At 58.5% G+C, this 16837-nt stretch carries 16 protein-coding genes, 1 tRNA gene and 4 pseudogenes; 8 read left to right on the top strand and 13 right to left on the bottom strand.

Annotated features, from left to right (window positions below; genetic code table 11):
* Positions 1-64: 64 nt before the first annotated feature.
* On the top strand, positions 65-712 hold the full coding sequence (locus CU_RS07760) for an FMN reductase (protein ID WP_012360781.1): 648 nt from the start codon (positions 65-67) through the stop codon (positions 710-712).
* Here CU_RS07760 and CU_RS11050 read toward each other — a convergent pair.
* Both CU_RS11050 and CU_RS07755 read right to left on the bottom strand, forming a co-directional pair.
* Positions 709-975: an LppP/LprE family lipoprotein gene (locus CU_RS11050; protein ID WP_262368266.1), complete on the bottom strand. Its 267-nt coding sequence runs from the start codon at positions 973-975 to the stop codon at positions 709-711. The two genes, CU_RS07760 and CU_RS11050, sit on opposite strands and share 4 nt — an antisense overlap.
* 71 nt (positions 976-1046) lie before the next feature.
* Positions 1047-2390 (bottom strand): IS256 family transposase, encoded by a 1344-nt coding sequence (locus tag CU_RS07755; RefSeq protein WP_012360779.1) that lies wholly within the window; start codon positions 2388-2390, stop codon positions 1047-1049.
* Positions 2391-2568: 178 nt separating this feature from the next.
* Here CU_RS07755 and CU_RS11145 point away from each other — a divergent pair, with 178 nt between their 5' ends.
* The 3 genes and pseudogenes from CU_RS11145 to CU_RS10650 form a co-directional block, all read left to right on the top strand.
* Positions 2569-2622: a chloramphenicol resistance leader peptide gene (locus tag CU_RS11145; RefSeq protein ID WP_011113070.1), complete on the top strand. Its 54-nt coding sequence runs from the start codon at positions 2569-2571 to the stop codon at positions 2620-2622.
* Positions 2623-2643: 21 nt separating this feature from the next.
* Positions 2644-3819 carry a chloramphenicol efflux MFS transporter Cmx gene (gene cmx / locus CU_RS07750; protein WP_005297378.1) on the top strand — a complete coding sequence of 392 codons (1176 nt, stop codon included), beginning with the start codon at positions 2644-2646 and terminating at the stop codon, positions 3817-3819.
* Positions 3819-3917 (top strand): annotated as a pseudogene (locus tag CU_RS10650) (IS481 family transposase); the annotation flags it as partial. The gene cmx and the pseudogene CU_RS10650, both read left to right, overlap by 1 nt.
* Positions 3918-4022: 105 nt before the next feature.
* On the opposite strand, the gene CU_RS07745 reads toward CU_RS10650, so the two are convergent.
* The 5 genes and pseudogenes from CU_RS07745 to aph(3')-Ia all read right to left on the bottom strand — a co-directional run bounded on the left by CU_RS07745 (position 4023) and on the right by aph(3')-Ia (position 7778).
* Entirely contained in the window at positions 4023-4859 is an 837-nt protein-coding gene (locus CU_RS07745; RefSeq protein WP_000480968.1) for an aminoglycoside O-phosphotransferase APH(6)-Id, read from the bottom strand.
* Entirely contained in the window at positions 4859-5662 is an 804-nt protein-coding gene (gene aph(3'')-Ib / locus CU_RS07740; RefSeq protein WP_001082319.1) for an aminoglycoside O-phosphotransferase APH(3'')-Ib, read from the bottom strand. The genes CU_RS07745 and aph(3'')-Ib overlap by 1 nt, the downstream gene beginning before the upstream one ends.
* A 65-nt stretch (positions 5663-5727) precedes the next feature.
* Positions 5728-6048, bottom strand: a pseudogene (locus tag CU_RS07735) (recombinase family protein); the annotation flags it as partial.
* Positions 6049-6101: 53 nt separating this feature from the next.
* A complete protein-coding gene (locus CU_RS07730; RefSeq protein ID WP_001067855.1) occupies positions 6102-6806 on the bottom strand; it encodes an IS6-like element IS26 family transposase in 705 nt (234 codons plus the stop codon).
* A 156-nt stretch (positions 6807-6962) separates the two neighbouring features.
* Complete coding sequence (gene aph(3')-Ia, locus CU_RS10385) at positions 6963-7778, bottom strand: aminoglycoside O-phosphotransferase APH(3')-Ia (RefSeq protein WP_000018326.1); 816 nt, start codon at positions 7776-7778, stop codon at positions 6963-6965.
* A gap of 150 nt (positions 7779-7928) precedes the next feature.
* Between aph(3')-Ia and CU_RS07725 the strand changes: the two genes are divergently transcribed.
* Positions 7929-8633: an IS6-like element IS26 family transposase gene (locus CU_RS07725; protein WP_001067855.1), complete on the top strand. Its 705-nt coding sequence runs from the start codon at positions 7929-7931 to the stop codon at positions 8631-8633.
* On the opposite strand, the gene CU_RS10380 is transcribed toward CU_RS07725, so the two are convergent.
* A complete protein-coding gene (locus CU_RS10380; protein ID WP_012360777.1) occupies positions 8579-8986 on the bottom strand; it encodes a recombinase family protein in 408 nt (135 codons plus the stop codon). The genes CU_RS07725 and CU_RS10380 overlap by 55 nt on opposite strands.
* Positions 8987-9111: 125 nt before the next feature.
* On the opposite strand from CU_RS10380, the pseudogene CU_RS07720 reads away from it, so the two are divergent.
* Together CU_RS07720 and CU_RS10375 are read left to right on the top strand one after the other, a co-directional pair.
* Positions 9112-11998, top strand: a pseudogene (locus CU_RS07720) (Tn3 family transposase).
* 39 nt (positions 11999-12037) lie between these two features.
* Positions 12038-12922: pseudogene (locus tag CU_RS10375) on the top strand (IS481-like element IS5564 family transposase); the annotation flags it as partial.
* Here CU_RS10375 and CU_RS07715 read toward each other — a convergent pair.
* The 3 genes from CU_RS07715 to CU_RS07705 form a co-directional block, all read right to left on the bottom strand.
* Positions 12803-13372 carry an LppP/LprE family lipoprotein gene (locus tag CU_RS07715; protein ID WP_012360774.1) on the bottom strand — a complete coding sequence of 190 codons (570 nt, stop codon included), beginning with the start codon at positions 13370-13372 and terminating at the stop codon, positions 12803-12805. The pseudogene CU_RS10375 and the gene CU_RS07715 sit on opposite strands and share 120 nt — an antisense overlap.
* Positions 13373-13463: 91 nt before the next feature.
* Positions 13464-13718: an LppP/LprE family lipoprotein gene (locus CU_RS07710; RefSeq protein WP_231837638.1), complete on the bottom strand. Its 255-nt coding sequence runs from the start codon at positions 13716-13718 to the stop codon at positions 13464-13466.
* A gap of 458 nt (positions 13719-14176) precedes the next feature.
* Positions 14177-14776: an LppP/LprE family lipoprotein gene (locus tag CU_RS07705; protein ID WP_231837637.1), complete on the bottom strand. Its 600-nt coding sequence runs from the start codon at positions 14774-14776 to the stop codon at positions 14177-14179.
* 629 nt (positions 14777-15405) lie between these two features.
* On the opposite strand from CU_RS07705, the gene CU_RS07695 reads away from it, so the two are divergent.
* Complete coding sequence (locus CU_RS07695) at positions 15406-15594, top strand: hypothetical protein (protein ID WP_012360770.1); 189 nt, start codon at positions 15406-15408, stop codon at positions 15592-15594.
* A gap of 53 nt (positions 15595-15647) precedes the next feature.
* Here CU_RS07695 and CU_RS07690 read toward each other — a convergent pair whose 3' ends face one another.
* Together CU_RS07690 and CU_RS07685 are read right to left on the bottom strand one after the other, a co-directional pair.
* Positions 15648-16514 (bottom strand): siderophore-interacting protein, encoded by an 867-nt coding sequence (locus CU_RS07690; protein WP_012360769.1) that lies wholly within the window; start codon positions 16512-16514, stop codon positions 15648-15650.
* Between the two features lie 139 nt (positions 16515-16653).
* Positions 16654-16726, bottom strand: a tRNA-Arg gene (locus CU_RS07685).
* Positions 16727-16837: the final 111 nt, after the last annotated feature.

Raw genomic sequence — 16837 nt, 5'->3', positions numbered from 1 at the left:
GGTGAGCCGCGCAGGTCTAGGATCGCCGCTGGAAGTGCAAGGAAAGGATGGAGCAGAAGAGTTCATGAACTCACTCATCGTTCTTAACGGAGGATTGGGTAGCCCGTCGACGACCCGCAAGCTCGCCGAGCGTATCGCCGGTGCCGTGGAAGCCCAAGTAGGTCGCCGCGGGGAGTCCGTGGCCGTGGAATACATCGACATCCGCGAGTACGCCGCCGACCTGGCCACGATGATGACCACCGGGATCGCCTCGGAGAAGCTCAAGGCGGCCCAGGATAAGATCACCGCCGCCGACGCGATGGTCGCCGCGAGCCCAGTCTTTGCTGCTAGCTATTCAGGCCTGTTCAAGATGTTCATGGACGCCCTGGATCCGGACGCGATCACCGGCATGCCTGTGATCATCGCCGCCACCGCCGGGACGCCGCGGCACTCCCTGATGCTGGAATACGCGATGCGCCCGCTGCTGAGCTACCTGCGCGCGGACGTCATGAGCACTGCAGTTTTCGCAGCCACTGATGATTTCGGTGGCGAGGAGAACCTCGACCGGCGCATCGAACGCGCCGCCAGCCAGCTCGCCGACGAGATCGCGCGGGTCTCCGGCGCCGTCGAGGGGCTGGGGCCTTCTTCGCAGGTCAAGCGCAGCTCCGGCAACGACGTTGCTGCGGACGTGCCGGATTTTCTGAATCTGCTCTCTGGGCACGACGGCAACTAGCCTCTCGGGGGAAGATTGCCGTCCATGATGACCTTCTTCTTCGCGTGATCCCAAATAAAGTTCACGTGTGCCCGGCCGGAAGGTTGATCCTTCGGGTCGCCGGGCTTGGCGTAGTAGTACGTCACGGAGACCGTCTGCGTGTTGAGTAGCTTCATGTCGGGGGCGAAGCTGCGGGGCTCAGGCGTGGCGGTGCCTAGGTGTGATGTCCAGGGACGTTGTTCTGGCCCCCGCCCGTAATGACACCGTGCCGATTCAAGAAGTATCTGTCCAGACCGCTTGCCATTGAAGGCGAGCCTGTCAAGCTGTTTGTGTGTGGGGCTTTCGGGTAAGTGTTTTATAGGTAGTTTGTGAATCGTTCGGGATAGGCCACTGCCATCTGGTTTATGGCTTGTTTCCAGTTGGTGACCTTGCTGCCTTCGATGAGTCTTCCGCTGGTAGCCGCAGCTTTCTTGCCCTGTTTCGCGCGTTTGGCCGCGCGTTTATCCTCGATATTGCAGATCATCAACCACAGCGTCTTAATCGCAGAATCGTCATTGGTAAACTGCACACGGTTACGGGTGGCTTTACGCAGCTCGTTATTCATCGACTCAATCGAGTTTGTCGTATAGATAACCTTCCTGGCCATCGGCGGGAACTGCAGAAACGGCACGAAACGATCCCACGCATCCGTCCAGACCTTGACTGATTGGGGATATTTCTGGCCCAGTTCTGAGTCGGCGAATTCCTCCAGCGCTGCCTTGGCGGTTGTTTCATCCGGGGCGGTGTAGACCTTCTTCAACGACGCAGATACTGCCTTGCGATCACCGTAGGCTACCCACCGGTTTGCTGCCCGAATCAAATGCACCACACAGGTCTGGACCATCGAATCCGGCCACGTTGCTTCCACCGCTTCCGGCAGGCCTTTCAAACCATCGCAGCAGACAATAAACACGTCCTGGACTCCACGGCTTGCCAGGTTCGCGCACACATGAGCCCAGAAGGAGGCGCCTTCTTCTTTCGCCAACCAGATACCCAGGATGTGTTTGATACCGTCCATATCCACGCCGATAACCAAATAGGCGGACTTGTTGACTACGCGTCCACCGTCGCGGACTTTAATCCGCAGCGCGTCAAGAAATATTACTGGGTAAAACTCGTCTAGCTGCCGGTTTTGCCAGATCATGACCTCATCTAGCACCGCATCAGTTACCGCGGAAATCGTCTCGTGAGAGATATCAACTCTCATCGCTGTGGCCATATGATGCTGGATATCGCGCACTGTCATGCCACCGGCATACAAGCTAATGATCATGTCATCGACATCAGTCAACCGGCGTGAGCCTTTGGGCACCATGGTCGGCAAAAATGTGCCCTGGCGATCGCGTGGGACGGTGACATCGACCGGGCCGTAGTTCGAATCAACCTTTTTGACATACGAACCATTGCGGTAATTATCGCCACCACCAGCCGATTTGGCCTCCCGGTCGCCTTTGGAATAGCCCAAATGAGCATCCATTTCGGCTTCTAGCCCGCGGGTGACCGAGGCCTGCAAGAGCCCGCGCACCAAATCATTCGCGTCGGTCGCGGTGGTTCCCAGCTCGTCAATTAGCTTGGCTATCTCGGGGTTTGCCAGCAGTCTTTGCTCGATCGCTTTAATCTTCGCGGAATCTTCTGGATCTCGTTTCGCCACAGAATCCATTATGGTTTATCTCCTTCATGTAAGGGAAACCCCTCACACACAAACCATTAGACACTCTCTTGAAGGCATGTTAGAGTTTGGGGCATGTCGAGTCCCGAATCAGACAGGTCAGGGGTTGTCGGTCACACCGCCAGCCCCTTGAACCACTAGTTACGACGCCCACGATCTGTGTGGGCGTATGTCTGGCGTACCCGGGGCGCTGGCCGTGGTGACAAGAAGAACCATTTCTTGATCTCACACCTCGGAGTACTCGATGCCTTTTGCCCTCTACATGCTTGCCCTGGCGGTCTTCGTCATGGGCACTTCAGAATTCATGCTCGCGGGATTGCTCCCCGCGATCGCGACCGAACTTGACGTCTCGGTCGGCACTGCGGGCCTGCTGACCTCCGCATTCGCAGTCGGTATGGTCGTCGGCGCGCCAGTGATGGCGGCATTCGCTCGCCGTTGGCCACCGCGGCTCACATTGATCGTTTGCCTTCTCGTGTTCGCGGGAAGCCACGTCATCGGAGCGATGACACCAGTGTTCTCTCTCCTGCTCATCACCCGGGTGCTCAGCGCTCTCGCAAACGCAGGATTCCTCGCCGTAGCACTGAGCACGGCCACTACCCTCGTGCCAGCGAACCAGAAGGGGCGTGCACTGTCGATCCTGCTCTCCGGCACGACGATCGCAACCGTCGTGGGCGTCCCCGCCGGGGCACTGCTCGGCACAGCGCTGGGCTGGCGAACGACGTTCTGGGCGATCGCCATCCTCTGTATTCCCGCGGCCGTTGGAGTCATTCGTGGCGTCACGAACAATGTTGGTCGGAGCGAGACTAGCGCGACCTCACCAAGGCTCCGTGTCGAGCTCAGCCAGTTGGCGACGCCGCGGCTCATCCTGGCCATGGCACTCGGAGCGCTGATCAACGGAGGGACCTTTGCGGCATTCACCTTCCTGGCACCCATCGTGACCGAGACCGCGGGCTTGGCCGAAGCGTGGGTGTCCGTCGCGCTGGTGATGTTCGGCATCGGATCGTTCCTTGGCGTCACGATCGCAGGACGACTATCAGATCAACGACCTGGCCTCGTGCTCGCAGTCGGCGGACCGCTATTGCTGACAGGCTGGATCGTGTTGGCAGTGGTCGCATCTCATCCCGTTGCGCTTATCGTCCTCGTCCTCGTTCAGGGATTCCTGTCGTTCGGCGTCGGCAGTACTCTGATCACGCGTGTGCTGTATGCAGCATCGGGTGCGCCAACGATGGGCGGTTCGTACGCAACCGCAGCATTGAATATCGGAGCTGCAGCGGGGCCCGTGCTTGGTGCGCTCGGGCTCGCGACCGGGCTGGGGCTGCTCGCGCCGGTTTGGGTCGCTTCGGTGCTGACAGCGATCGCTCTCGTCATCATGCTTCTCACCAGACGCGCGCTTACGAAGACCGCGGCGGAGGCCAATTGATGACCCATCCGAACGCTCTTCTCACTCCTCGTGCCCGTCTCCGGTTAGCTCGGCTGATTGTCGAAGACGGCTATCCGGCCACGATCGCCGCAAAGATGGGGTCGTTTGCGGGAGAGGGCGAAATCCTACGCTAAGGCTTTGGCCAACGATATTCTCCGGTAAGATTGATGTGTTCCCAGGGGATAGGAGAAGTCGCTTGATATCTAGTATGACGTCTGTCGCACCTGCTTGATCGCGGCCGCGATAGCTAGATCGCGTTGCTCCTCTTCTCCATCCGCGTTCCAAGCTGCGGAAAGGCACCCATAAGCGTACGCCTGGTCGAGCAGGCGACGCGGATCGACGTCCAGCGCACGAGAGAATGCGTCCGCCATCTGTGCAATGCGTCTAGGATCGAGACAAAGGTCGTCTCTGTCAGCCGGATCGTAGAACATATTGGCGGCGCCAAAGCCCACTTCACCGACCAGACCGACGGGATCTATCACCAGCCAGCCGCGACTGGAGAACATGATGTTTTCATGATGCAGATCGCCATGTAGCCCACGCAGTTCCGAGGCATTGCTCATCATTTGATCGGCTATAATCGCCGCGTGGACGTAGTCAGTTTGACAACCTGCGTTTTGATCATCGCGCGCCCGCTGAAACAAAGCTGCAAAGCGATCCCGGATCGGGAGAAGGGCAGAAGGCAGGGGTTCCTCAGATGCGGCATACAGCTTCGCCATTAGTTCCGCTGCAATTTCGGTCGCCTGGTAGTCGCCGTGCTCGGCAACGATGTGAGAGAGCATTCGCTCCCCGGCATATTCGAGCAACATCAGATTGTTCTCACGACCGAGCAACCGGACTGCTCCCCTCCCATTGCGCCATACCAGATAGTCGGCCCCGCGCAGTTCATCAGCAATGTCTTCTATAGGTTTCAATCCCTTGACGATTGCAGGAGTCCCGTCTGGCAATGAAACTTTCCAAACGAGGCTGGAAAAGGTGTCCGCAATGAGAACAGGTTGCGAAACGTGCCAATGAGCAGGAAAAACAGGCGGCATGAACATCAACCCCAAGTCAGAGGGTCCAATCGCAGATAGAAGGCAAGGCGTTCGCGGTCGGGGGCTTCGATCCCCAATACATTGAATAGGACAGCGAAGGCGCGCTCTGCTTCATCTGGCGCTGCCCAGTTCTCTTCGGCGTTAGCAATCATGAGTGCCAAATCGGCATAGCGATCTGCTGTTCCGAGCCGCCCAAGGTCGATCAGACCCGTGCATTGAAGAGTTTTAGGGTCCACCATGAAGTTCGGCATGCAGGGATCACCATGGCAAACAACCATATCGGTGCGCTCTTGGTCGAGCCGCACCGGTAGCTCTCGTTCGACACGAGCCAAAAGATCGAGCTGCGGCGTACTCTTGTCCTCGTCCGGTAAGAAGTCGGGATTGACGGCATTGCGGGACACCACATCAACGGCGCGTCCGAACATTCGCGACAGCCTGCGCTCAAACGGACATTGATCAACCGATAGGCTGTGAACAGCGCCAAGTTGCTGCCCCATTGACGGCCACGCTTTGAGCAAATCCGCTCCAGACAGATCAGCCGCCGGTACTCCCGGAATTGCCGTTATCACCAAGCATGCACCCTCCTGTTCCTCCTGCCAGTTGATCACCTCGGGGCAAGCCACACCTCGACCTTTGAGCCAAATGAGGCGGTCACGCTCTCCAGCGAGCTCACCGCGGCGGGAAGCAGGTGCGATTTTCGCGAAGGCATGCCCGTCACCACGTCGAAAAACAAAATCACCAGATTCTCCGCCTCTGACAGGCAACCAGTCAGAATGCGATTCACCAAAAAAAATATTAGTTCGATTCAATGGAGGTTCCTTCAGTTTTCTGATGAAGCGCGGAGGTGGCTCAACCTGCGAAAAGAAACGAGTTGCTACGTAAGTCCGAGAACATGCTTTCCATGGTCTCTGAGCTCGCCTTTGGGACCGACATATCGGTAGAGAGTGACGCGCTCGATGCCGAGTTCCTTGCAGAGATCGGAAACTGAAGTATCGCGCTGGGCCATGGCGGCTTGCGCGAGACGCACCTGAGCTTTGGTGAGCGCGAATTTTCGTCCGCCCTTGCGACCGCGCGCTCTCGCGGAGGCGAGACCCGCCATGGTGCGCTCTCGGATCAGATCCCGCTCGAACTCGGCCAAGGTGGCGAAGATTCCGAACACCATGCGACCGGACGCAGTCGTGGTGTCGATCTGAGCGGGCACTGTTGCAAAGTTAGCGATGAGGCAGCCTTTTGTCTTATTCAAAGGCCTTACATTTCAAAAACTCTGCTTACCAGGCGCATTTCGCCCAGGGGATCACCATAATAAAATGCTGAGGCCTGGCCTTTGCGTAGTGCACGCATCACCTCAATACCTTTGATGGTGGCGTAAGCCGTCTTCATGGATTTAAATCCCAGCGTGGCGCCGATTATCCGTTTCAGTTTGCCATGATCGCATTCAATCACGTTGTTCCGGTACTTAATCTGTCGGTGTTCAACGTCAGACGGGCACCGGCCTTCGCGTTTGAGCAGAGCAAGCGCGCGACCATAGGCGGGCGCTTTATCCGTGTTGATGAATCGCGGGATCTGCCACTTCTTCACGTTGTTGAGGATTTTACCCAGAAACCGGTATGCAGCTTTGCTGTTACGACGGGAGGAGAGATAAAAATCGACAGTGCGGCCCCGGCTGTCGACGGCCCGGTACAGATACGCCCAGCGGCCATTGACCTTCACGTAGGTTTCATCCATGTGCCACGGGCAAAGATCGGAAGGGTTACGCCAGTACCAGCGCAGCCGTTTTTCCATTTCAGGCGCATAACGCTGAACCCAGCGGTAAATCGTGGAGTGATCGACATTCACTCCGCGTTCAGCCAGCATCTCCTGCAGCTCACGGTAACTGATGCCGTATTTGCAGTACCAGCGTACGGCCCACAGAATGATGTCACGCTGAAAATGCCGGCCTTTGAATGGGTTCATGTGCAGCTCCATCAGCAAAAGGGGATGATAAGTTTATCACCACCGACTATTTGCAACAGTGCCCCGTCCGGATACTGCCAGATATCGGCGTCCAGGGAGATGTCCTGAAGCGCGGTGTCCGGAATTTCAGGTTTGTGTCTCTACAAAGACTAACTATCAGAAAAACTCATCGAGCATCAAATGAAACTGCAATTTATTCATATCAGGATTATCAATACCATATTTTTGAAAAAGCCGTTTCTGTAATGAAGGAGAAAACTCACCGAGGCAGTTCCATAGGATGGCAAGATCCTGGTATCGGTCTGCGATTCCGACTCGTCCAACATCAATACAACCTATTAATTTCCCCTCGTCAAAAATAAGGTTATCAAGTGAGAAATCACCATGAGTGACGACTGAATCCGGTGAGAATGGCAAAAGCTTATGCATTTCTTTCCAGACTTGTTCAACAGGCCAGCCATTACGCTCGTCATCAAAATCACTAGCATCAACCAAACCGTTATTCATTCGTGATTGCGCCTGAGCGAGACGAAATACGCGATCGCTGTTAAAAGGACAATTACAAACAGGAATCGAATGCAACCGGCGCAGGAACACTGCCAGCGCATCAACAATATTTTCACCTGAATCAGGATATTCTTCTAATACCTGGAATGCTGTTTTCCCGGGGATCGCAGTGGTGAGTAACCATGCATCATCAGGAGTACGGATAAAATGCTTGATGGTCGGAAGAGGCATAAATGCCGTCAGCCAGTTTAGTCTGACCATCTCATCTGTAACATCATTGGCAACGCTACCTTTGCCATGTTTCAGAAACAACTCTGGCGCATTGGGCTTCCCATACAATCGATAGATTGTCGCACCTGATTGCCCGACATTATCGCGAGCCCATCTATACCCATATAAATCAGCATCCAGGTTGGAATTTAATCGCGGCCTCGAGCAAGACGTTTCCCGTTGAATATGGCTCATAACACCCCTTGTATTACTGTTTATGTAAGCAGACAGTTTTATTGTTCATGATGATATATTTTTATCTTGTGCAATATAACATGGGTTGGCACTGTTGCAAATAGTCGGTGGTGATAAACTTATCATCCCCTTTTGCTGATGGAGCTGCACATGAACCCATTCAAAGGCCGGCATTTTCAGCGTGACATCATTCTGTGGGCCGTACGCTGGTACTGCAAATACGGCATCAGTTACCGTGAGCTGCAGGAGATGCTGGCTGAACGCGGAGTGAATGTCGATCACTCCACGATTTACCGCTGGGTTCAGCGTTATGCGCCTGAAATGGAAAAACGGCTGCGCTGGTACTGGCGTAACCCTTCCGATCTTTGCCCGTGGCACATGGATGAAACCTACGTGAAGGTCAATGGCCGCTGGGCGTATCTGTACCGGGCCGTCGACAGCCGGGGCCGCACTGTCGATTTTTATCTCTCCTCCCGTCGTAACAGCAAAGCTGCATACCGGTTTCTGGGTAAAATCCTCAACAACGTGAAGAAGTGGCAGATCCCGCGATTCATCAACACGGATAAAGCGCCCGCCTATGGTCGCGCGCTTGCTCTGCTCAAACGCGAAGGCCGGTGCCCGTCTGACGTTGAACACCGACAGATTAAGTACCGGAACAACGTGATTGAATGCGATCATGGCAAACTGAAACGGATAATCGGCGCCACGCTGGGATTTAAATCCATGAAGACGGCTTACGCCACCATCAAAGGTATTGAGGTGATGCGTGCACTACGCAAAGGCCAGGCCTCAGCATTTTATTATGGTGATCCCCTGGGCGAAATGCGCCTGGTAAGCAGAGTTTTTGAAATGTAAGGCCTTTGAATAAGACAAAAGGCTGCCTCATCGCTAACTTTGCAACAGTGCCTCTGAGCGCCCTTTCCAGTCAGAACCCGCAGGCCGATCTTGCGGTCTGACAGCTCCTTCACCGTGTTGACCAGATGGGCAAGCGATCGTCCGAGGCGATCGAGCTTCCAGACCACCAGCACATCGCCGTCACGCAATGACTTGAGGCAGGCAGTCAAGCCAGGGCGATCATCACGACCGCCGGAAGCAAGATCATCATAGATATTGTCCCGTTCGACACCTGCGGCGCGCAAGGCGTCGTGCTGCAGGTCGAGAGACTGCGAGCCATCGGCTTTGGAGACGCGGGCATATCCGATCAGCATGTATCACAAACGTTGGTTTGAGGCGGCGCTTCGGCCACGATTGCATTGACCTCTGGAAATGTATCTCAACCAGCTTCATAAACAAAGCGTCTTGAACGCTATCAGATTTTGAAAAAGGAACATGTATGCCGCGTCGCGTCACTCTAACCGATCGGCAGAAAGACGCGCTGTTGCGCTTGCCGACTTCACAGACGGATTTGCTCAAGCACTATACGCTGAGTGATGAAGACTTTGGGCATATCAGGCTGCGTCGGCGCGCTCACAACAGGTTCGGCTTCGCCCTGCAATTGTGTGTCCTGCGCTATCCCGGCCGGGTGCTGGCTCCAGGCGAACTGATCCCTGCAGAGGTCATCGAATTTATCGGAGCGCAGCTTGGCCTGGGTGCCGACGATCTCGTAGACTATGCTGCCCGCGAGGAAACACGGCACGAGCATCTTGCCGAGTTACGGGGGCTCTACGGCTTCCGCACCTTCTCCGGACGTGGTGCGAGCGAGCTGAAGGAATGGTTGTTCCGAGAAGCCGAGATGGCGGTGTCGAACGAGGATATCGCCCGTCGCTTCGTAGCCGAGTGCCGACGCACCCGCACTGTCCTTCCCGCGACATCCACGATCGAGCGGCTTTGTGCCGCGGCTCTCGTCGATGCCGAGCGACGCATCGAGACGAGGATCGCCAGTCGGCTGCCTATGTCGATCCGAGAACAGTTGCTGGCATTGCTCGAGGAGACGGCTGATGATCGGGTGACCCGTTTTGTGTGGCTGCGCCAGTTCGAGCCTGGCTCGAACTCTTCGTCGGCCAACCGGCTGCTCGACCGGCTCGAATATCTGCAACGCGTCGATCTCCCCGAGGATCTGCTTGCCGGCGTTCCTGCCCATCGGGTGACTCGTCTGCGCAGGCAGGGTGAACGGTATTATGCCGACGGCATGCGCGATCTCCCGGAGGACAGGCGGCTTGCGATCTTGGCTGTTTGCGTCTCGGAATGGCAGGCGATGTTGGCCGACGCAGTGGTCGAAACCCACGACCGGATCGTCGGCCGTCTCTACCGTGCTTCGGAGCGTATTTGCCATGCAAAGGTCGCAGACGAAGCGGGGGTGGTGCGTGACACCCTGAAATCCTTCGCCGAGATCGGGGGCGCCCTGGTCGATGCACAGGATGATGGCCAGCCGCTGGGCGATGTCATCGCGAGTGGGTCAGGGTGGGACGGCTTAAAAAACCCTTGTTGCAATGGCAACCAGGCTGACCGCCACCATGGCCGACGATCCGCTCAATCATGTGCTCGACGGTTATCACCGCTTCCGCCGATACGCTCCACGCATGTTGCGCCTGCTCGATCTGCGAGCTGCGCCCGTTGCACTGCCGCTTCTGGAAGCGGTGACGGCCCTTCGTACCGGTTTGAACGATGCCGCGATGACCAGCTTCTTGCGGCCCAGCTCGAAATGGCATCGCCACCTTCGGGCCCAGAGGGCTGGCGACGCTCGCCTATGGGAGATCGCGGTGCTGTTCCATCTGCGCGATGCGTTCCGCTCCGGAGATGTCTGGCTTACTAGGTCCCGGCGCTATGGCGATCTGAAACACGCACTCGTTCCGGCACAAGCCATCGCGGAAGGCGGTCGTCTCGCTGTGCCATTGCGGCCGGAGGAATGGCTGGCAGACCGGCAAGCTCGCCTCGACATGCGGTTGCGCGAGCTTGGCCGTGCCGCTCGCGCAGGCACGATCCCGGGCGGGTCGATTGAAAACGGCGTTCTGCATATCGAGAAACTCGAAGCCGCCGCGCCGACAGGCGCCGAAGATCTGGTGCTCGATCTCTACAAGCAGATCCCGCCCACGCGCATCACCGATCTCCTGCTGGAGGTGGATGCGGCGACCGGCTTCACCGAAGCGTTCACCCATCTGCGCACAGGAGCACCCTGCGCTGACCGGATCGGGCTAATGAACGTTATCTTGGCGGAAGGGATCAACCTCGGCTTGCGCAAAATGGCGGATGCGACAAACACCCACACCTTCTGGGAATTGATCCGCATTGGACGGTGGCATGTCGAGGGCGAAGCCTATGACCGGGCGCTGGCCATGGTGGTCGAGGCACAGGCAGCGTTACCCATGGCCCGGTTCTGGGGCATGGGCACGTCGGCTTCGAGCGACGGACAGTTCTTCGTCGCTACAGAGCAAGGTGAGGCCATGAACCTGGTCAACGCGAAATATGGCAATACCCCGGGCCTGAAAGCCTATAGCCACGTCTCCGACCAATATGCGCCGTTCGCAACCCAGGTGATTCCTGCAACGGCAAGCGAAGCGCCTTACATCCTCGATGGCCTGCTGATGAACGATGCTGGACGCCATATCCGCGAGCAGTTCACCGACACGGGCGGCTTCACCGATCACGTCTTTGCCGCATGTGCCATTCTCGGCTACCGGTTCGCTCCGCGCATCCGCGACCTGCCATCCAAACGGCTCTACGCGTTCAATCCGTCGGCCGCCCCGGCGCACCTGCGAGCGTTGATCGGCGGAAAGGTCAACCAAGCCATGATCGAGCGCAATTGGCCCGACATCCTGCGCATCGCCGCCACCATTGCTGCCGGGACCGTCGCGCCAAGCCAGATTCTGCGGAAACTCGCCTCCTATCCGCGGCAGAACGAGCTCGCGACAGCCCTGCGGGAAGTCGGTCGCGTCGAGCGCACCCTGTTCATGATCGACTGGATTCTGGATGCCGAACTCCAACGGCGTGCCCAGATCGGGCTCAACAAAGGCGAAGCTCATCATGCGCTGAAGCGGGCAATCAGCTTCCACCGCCGCGGTGAAATCCGCGACCGTTCCGCCGAAGGCCAGCATTACCGCATCGCCGGCATGAATCTGCTCGCCGCCATCATCATCTTCTGGAACACCATGAAGCTCGGCGAGGTCGTTGCAAACCAGAAACGCGATGGAAAGCTGCTATCGCCCGATCTCTTGGCCCATGTTTCGCCGCTCGGATGGGAACACATCAATCTCACCGGAGAATATCGCTGGCCAAAGCCTTAGCGTAGGATTCCGCCCCCTCCCGCAAACGACCCCAAGATGTTCATGGTCTCCCCGATCACTGCCCGGAAATGGGCAGGCCGCTACCGGGAAGAGGGTGAGTTTGGGATGCAGGATCGCTCCAGCAAGCCGCACCGGATCCCAGGCAGGACGCCCGAGCATGTCAAGAAGAAGATCATCAACCTGCGCTGGCGGCTTCGACTGGGGCCAGCCCAGATCGCTGCGCGACTTGGTCTCTCGACGTCGACTGTTCACGCGGTCCTCGTCCGTTGCCGCGTGAACCGCCTCTCGCATATCGATCGTGTCACTGGCGAGCCATTGCGGCGATATGAGCATCCTCATCCGGGATCGTTGATTCATGTCGATGTCACGAAGTTCGGCAACATCCCCGACGGCGGTGGACATCGTTACGTAGGTCGGCAGCAAGGCGCACGGAACAAGCTCGCGACTCCGGGATTACCACGAGGAAAAGATCACAAGCCGCGCACCGGGACGGCGTTCGTTCACACAGTCATCGACGACCACTCCCGCGTCGCATACGCAGAAATCTGGTCGGATGAGCAGGCGAGCACAGCGGTGGGAGTTCTCGAACGCGCCGTGGCCTGGTTCGCCGAACGAGGCGTGACCGTCGAGCGAGTCCTATCCGACAACGGGTCGGCATACAGATCCCACGCATGGAGGGACTTCTGCGCTCGGCTCGGCATCCGACACAAGCGGACACGCCCCTACCGGCCGCAGACGAACGGGAAGATCGAGCGATTCCACCGCACGCTCGGGGACGGCTGGGCCTATGCCAGGTTTTACGGTTCAGAGGCCGAACGACGCCTGGCGCTGCCCGGCTGGCTCCACTTCTACAACCACCACCGACACCACTCTGCGATTGGCGGCGTACCCTTCGACCGACTCAACAACGTCCCTGGACATCACACCTAGGTACTGGTCCTTGTGGAAGAGCATGATGTGGTGCGGACTGGTAGCTGTTGCGCCCTCCACGGTGATGTCGATGGGGGAGAGTTCGGCGCAGGGGTCGTAGAGGCCGATGCCGGCGCGCTCGGTGTCCCACGAGCTCTCGGTGGAGGGAGGTGGTGGGAGCTTATCGACATGTGTGGCCACGAGTTCTTGGGCGGAGAGGTTGCCACACTGCGTGCGGGGCTCGGTGTCGCGCGGCTTCCTGGTCGGCTCCGGCTTGTGCTTGGGGGAGCTCTCTGTGGTCTGCGGCGCTGTCGCCGTGGTTGGGACGACGCTGCTCTGGCTGGCGCTCGTTGGTGCGCTGTTCCCGGTGGCGTCGGTGGTGGAGTCGTCGCCGCTGCACGCGGCCAACGTTCCCGCGAGAGCGCAGGAGAGGGCGAGGGCTAGCGCGACATTGTGGTGCCTCATGCTTTGAGATTAATGCACATCCCAGGCCAGGGGTAGGCCTGGGATGTGGGTGGTTCCTGTTGTAGCGGGGCGCCAGTCGGTGGCGCGTGACCTAGCCCCGTGGCGGCAGATTGCCGTCCATGATGACCTTCTCCTGTGCCGGGTCCCAGGTGAAGGTCGCGTGGGCTTCGCCGGAGCGCATAGCGTTGGCCTCGCCGGGTTTGGTGTAGAAGTAGGTCACCGCGATCGTCTGGTCGTCGACCTGCTTGACGGCGGGGGAGAAGCCTTGCGGTTCGGCGGTGGCGGTGCCCAGGTACTCGCCCCGGTGGAAGAGCATGATGTGGTATGGGCTGGAAGCTGTTGCCATATCAATCGTGAGGACGATAGGCGAGAGATCAGCGCAAGGGTCGTAAAGACCCGTGCCGGCAAACTCGGTGTTCCAGTCCCGGCTGATGTAATCAGGGGTCGGAAGCTTACCCACGTTCTGTGCCAGCGCCTCCTCGGCGGAAAGGTCTCCGCACCGCTTGGGGCGGGTCTTTTTTGCTTGGCTCGCTCTCCTGGGCCTTTCTCGTTGGCTTTGGCTTGGCCCGGTCCTTGCTTTCCGCGGGCCGCGTCTTCTTCACCGTCTGGGTGATGGTGACGGGGGAAGCGGAGTCGGCAGCGTCGCTGCCGTCACTGCTGCACGCGACCAGTCCTCCCGCGAGGACGCAGGAAAGAGCCAGTGGTAGCGCAACATTGTGGAGCCTCATGGCTATGAGATTACTTCGCCCCAGGTATAAAGCTGACCTGGGGGAGTAGTGAGGGTGGGGCCTTGGCGGACCAGGACTAAGGCTTCGGCGGCAGTTCGCCGTTCATGACGACCTTCTCCTGTGTCGGATCCCAGGTGAAGGTGGCGTGGGCTTCGCCCGAGCGTTCAGCGTTAGCCTCGCCGGGCTTGGTGTAGAAGTAGGTCACTGCCAGGGTCTTCCCGTCGACCTGTTTGACGTCGGGGGAGAAGCCCTGCGGTTCGGCGGTAGCGGTGCCCAGGTACTCGCCCTTGTGGAAGAGCATGATGTGGTACGGGCTGGATCCGGTTGCGCCGTCGATGGTCAGCACGATGGGCGAAAGATCAGCACAAGGGTCGTAGAGATCCGTGCCGGCATACGACGTGTTCCATGTCCAGTCAGTGCCCTTTGGGGAGGCGAGCTTGCCCACGTTTTGTCGGAGCGCCTCCTCGGCGGGGAGGTCTCCGCACTGCTTATCCGGCTTCTTGCCCGGCTCGCTCTCCTGTGCCGGGGACTTCCTCGTCGGCTCAGGCTTCGGCTGGTCCTTCGCCGCCGAGGGGTTCGACTCCTTCATCGTCTGGGTGACGGTTGCCGGCGAGCTGGCATCGGTAGATTCGGTGGCGGTGCCATCATCGCTGCACGCGCTCAGCGTTCCCGCCAAGGTGCAGGAGAGGGCGATGGATAGTGCAACTTTTTTGGTACCTCATGCCCCTGAGGCTACGCCCCTAAAAATGCTTTGTCAGCAAACGTTTATACGTTTAGAAGGGTGTATTTTTGTCGAATAGCAACGAGAATAGAGGTACTGTCAGTCTTCGCTAGAGGACACAATGCGTCAGAAAGTCGCCTCATGACTCGTTCAGTGAAATCTGTGCCCGCTCCGGCTACTGCCCCAGTGGAATCGGGTTCTCGCCGCGCCTACCTGCTGGCGACAATTGTTTTGCAGGCTCTCGTCGGCCTGTGCTCTGCGGTCGCATTTACTCTTGCCGAGTCGGTGTCCTGGCCCCTGGTTTGGGCTGCGACTGTTCTCGCCGCCTTTCTCCTGTTTCTGGCTCTGTGGAGCTCGGGGGTTCTGGTCCTCAACGCGCTAAACGGGGTCGGGGCCGCGTGTCTTCTCGTCGCATGGGGCTCAGCGCTCTACTACGAGTACAGGCCCTCGCAAGGAGACGGAGTGGTGATCAATCCTCTGCCGGTGATCCTGCTCCCGGTGGGAGCGCTCATCGGCGTCGTCGCGATCGGCGTTGCCGTGACATACCTGAGAAGGGGCAGGCGAACCTCAGCCGCATCGACTGGGTGATCATTGCTCTCGTTGCGATCCCGGTTGGCCTGTTTCTGCCACTGCTGGGGATCAGCTTTGCTGCCATGTTGGCGGTGGACAGGCTCCTGGCAAGGCGACGGAAGTCTGCCGTCGCTGCCGAGGGCAATGCGGCCACAGGCGCAGAGGCAGATCCCAAGGCGGAGCGGGAGCTCCAGCCCGCCTAGGCTTTCGCCCGCTCAAAGGGGGTGCTTGCGAGCGCTAGGTCTGCGAGCAAGCGTTAGGCCTGGGCTTGTGCTTCCTCTTGCTCAATCTCAGCATTGAATTCGCGCTTCGAGGACTGCCACTGGTCCTCGGTCATGCCGATCCGCCAGTAACCAGAAATCGAAACGTCGGCGCGGGGGATCTCCGAGTCGACGAAGAGGAAGCGGCGCATTTCCTTAATCATCTCGGCGACACCGTGGATAAACCAGCTGGTCTTCTTGCCCGTTGGCACACCGGCCGAGCGCACCACGCGAGAAAGCTCCGTGCCGTGGGTTGCCCCATCGCGGATAACCCAGTTGACGTCCACGCCCTCGCGGGTAGGGAGCTCAAACTTCCGGTCCTCTGCCTCGATCTCGATATAGGCGGTCGCCGTGGCTCCCTCGGGGAGGTGCTTCAGTCCCGCACCGATGGCTGGTGCCGCGGATTCATCGCCAGCGAAGACAAAGTGCTCATATTCTTCCCCGGGGCCCCACGCGCCACCCGGGCCGAAGAAGCCGATCTTTGCCCCGACCTCAGCCGTGCGTGCCCAGGGAGCGGCCAGGCCAGAATCACCGTGGGTGACGAAGTCCACGTCGAAGTCCCCGGTTGCTGGGTCCAGGTTAATCAGGGTGTAGGTTCGGGTCACTGGCTGGTTTTCCCTGGGCTGCTCCTCGCGGACCTTTTCGAGATCGAATGGCCACGAGTAATCGGCGCTCTCTGGCGCGAAGAGGAACTTGATGTAGTGATCTGTAAACTCCAGCTGCTTGCCCACAAATGCAGGAGAGTTCAAGCTCAAACGAACGAGATCCGGCGAGAGCTGGCGACGGCCAGTCACGGTTGCTTCGTTGGCCTTACGGGGTTTGCGCTTCGGCGCTGAGTTTTGCGGCTGGGCAGCCATAACCATCACTGTCCTTCAAACACTGGGGTGCTGTGGGAAGAGAATGCCCGCACCCACGCCTTATTCTTAGGTTAGGCTAACACAATGTAGGTGGGTGGGTTGGTGGGACTAGTGATGGTCAAGCTGAGGGCAAAAAACAAAAAAGCGCCCCAGAGAGGAATCGAACCTCCGACACCGGCTTTAGGAGAGCCGTGCTCTATCCACTGAGCTACTGGGGCTGTGCGACCGCACCCTGCGGGCACGACCACTCATGATACAAGGTACCCCCGCAGCTTCCGGAACTAGCCAGATGCGGCGGGGGTGTTGCTCAGCCACCGTTGACCAAGTGG

This window comes from Corynebacterium urealyticum DSM 7109 (assembly GCF_000069945.1).
In the GTDB taxonomy this organism is placed as follows: domain Bacteria; phylum Actinomycetota; class Actinomycetes; order Mycobacteriales; family Mycobacteriaceae; genus Corynebacterium; species Corynebacterium urealyticum.
Note: the sequence above shows the minus strand (reverse complement) of the source record. Positions and strands in the feature narration are given on the sequence as shown.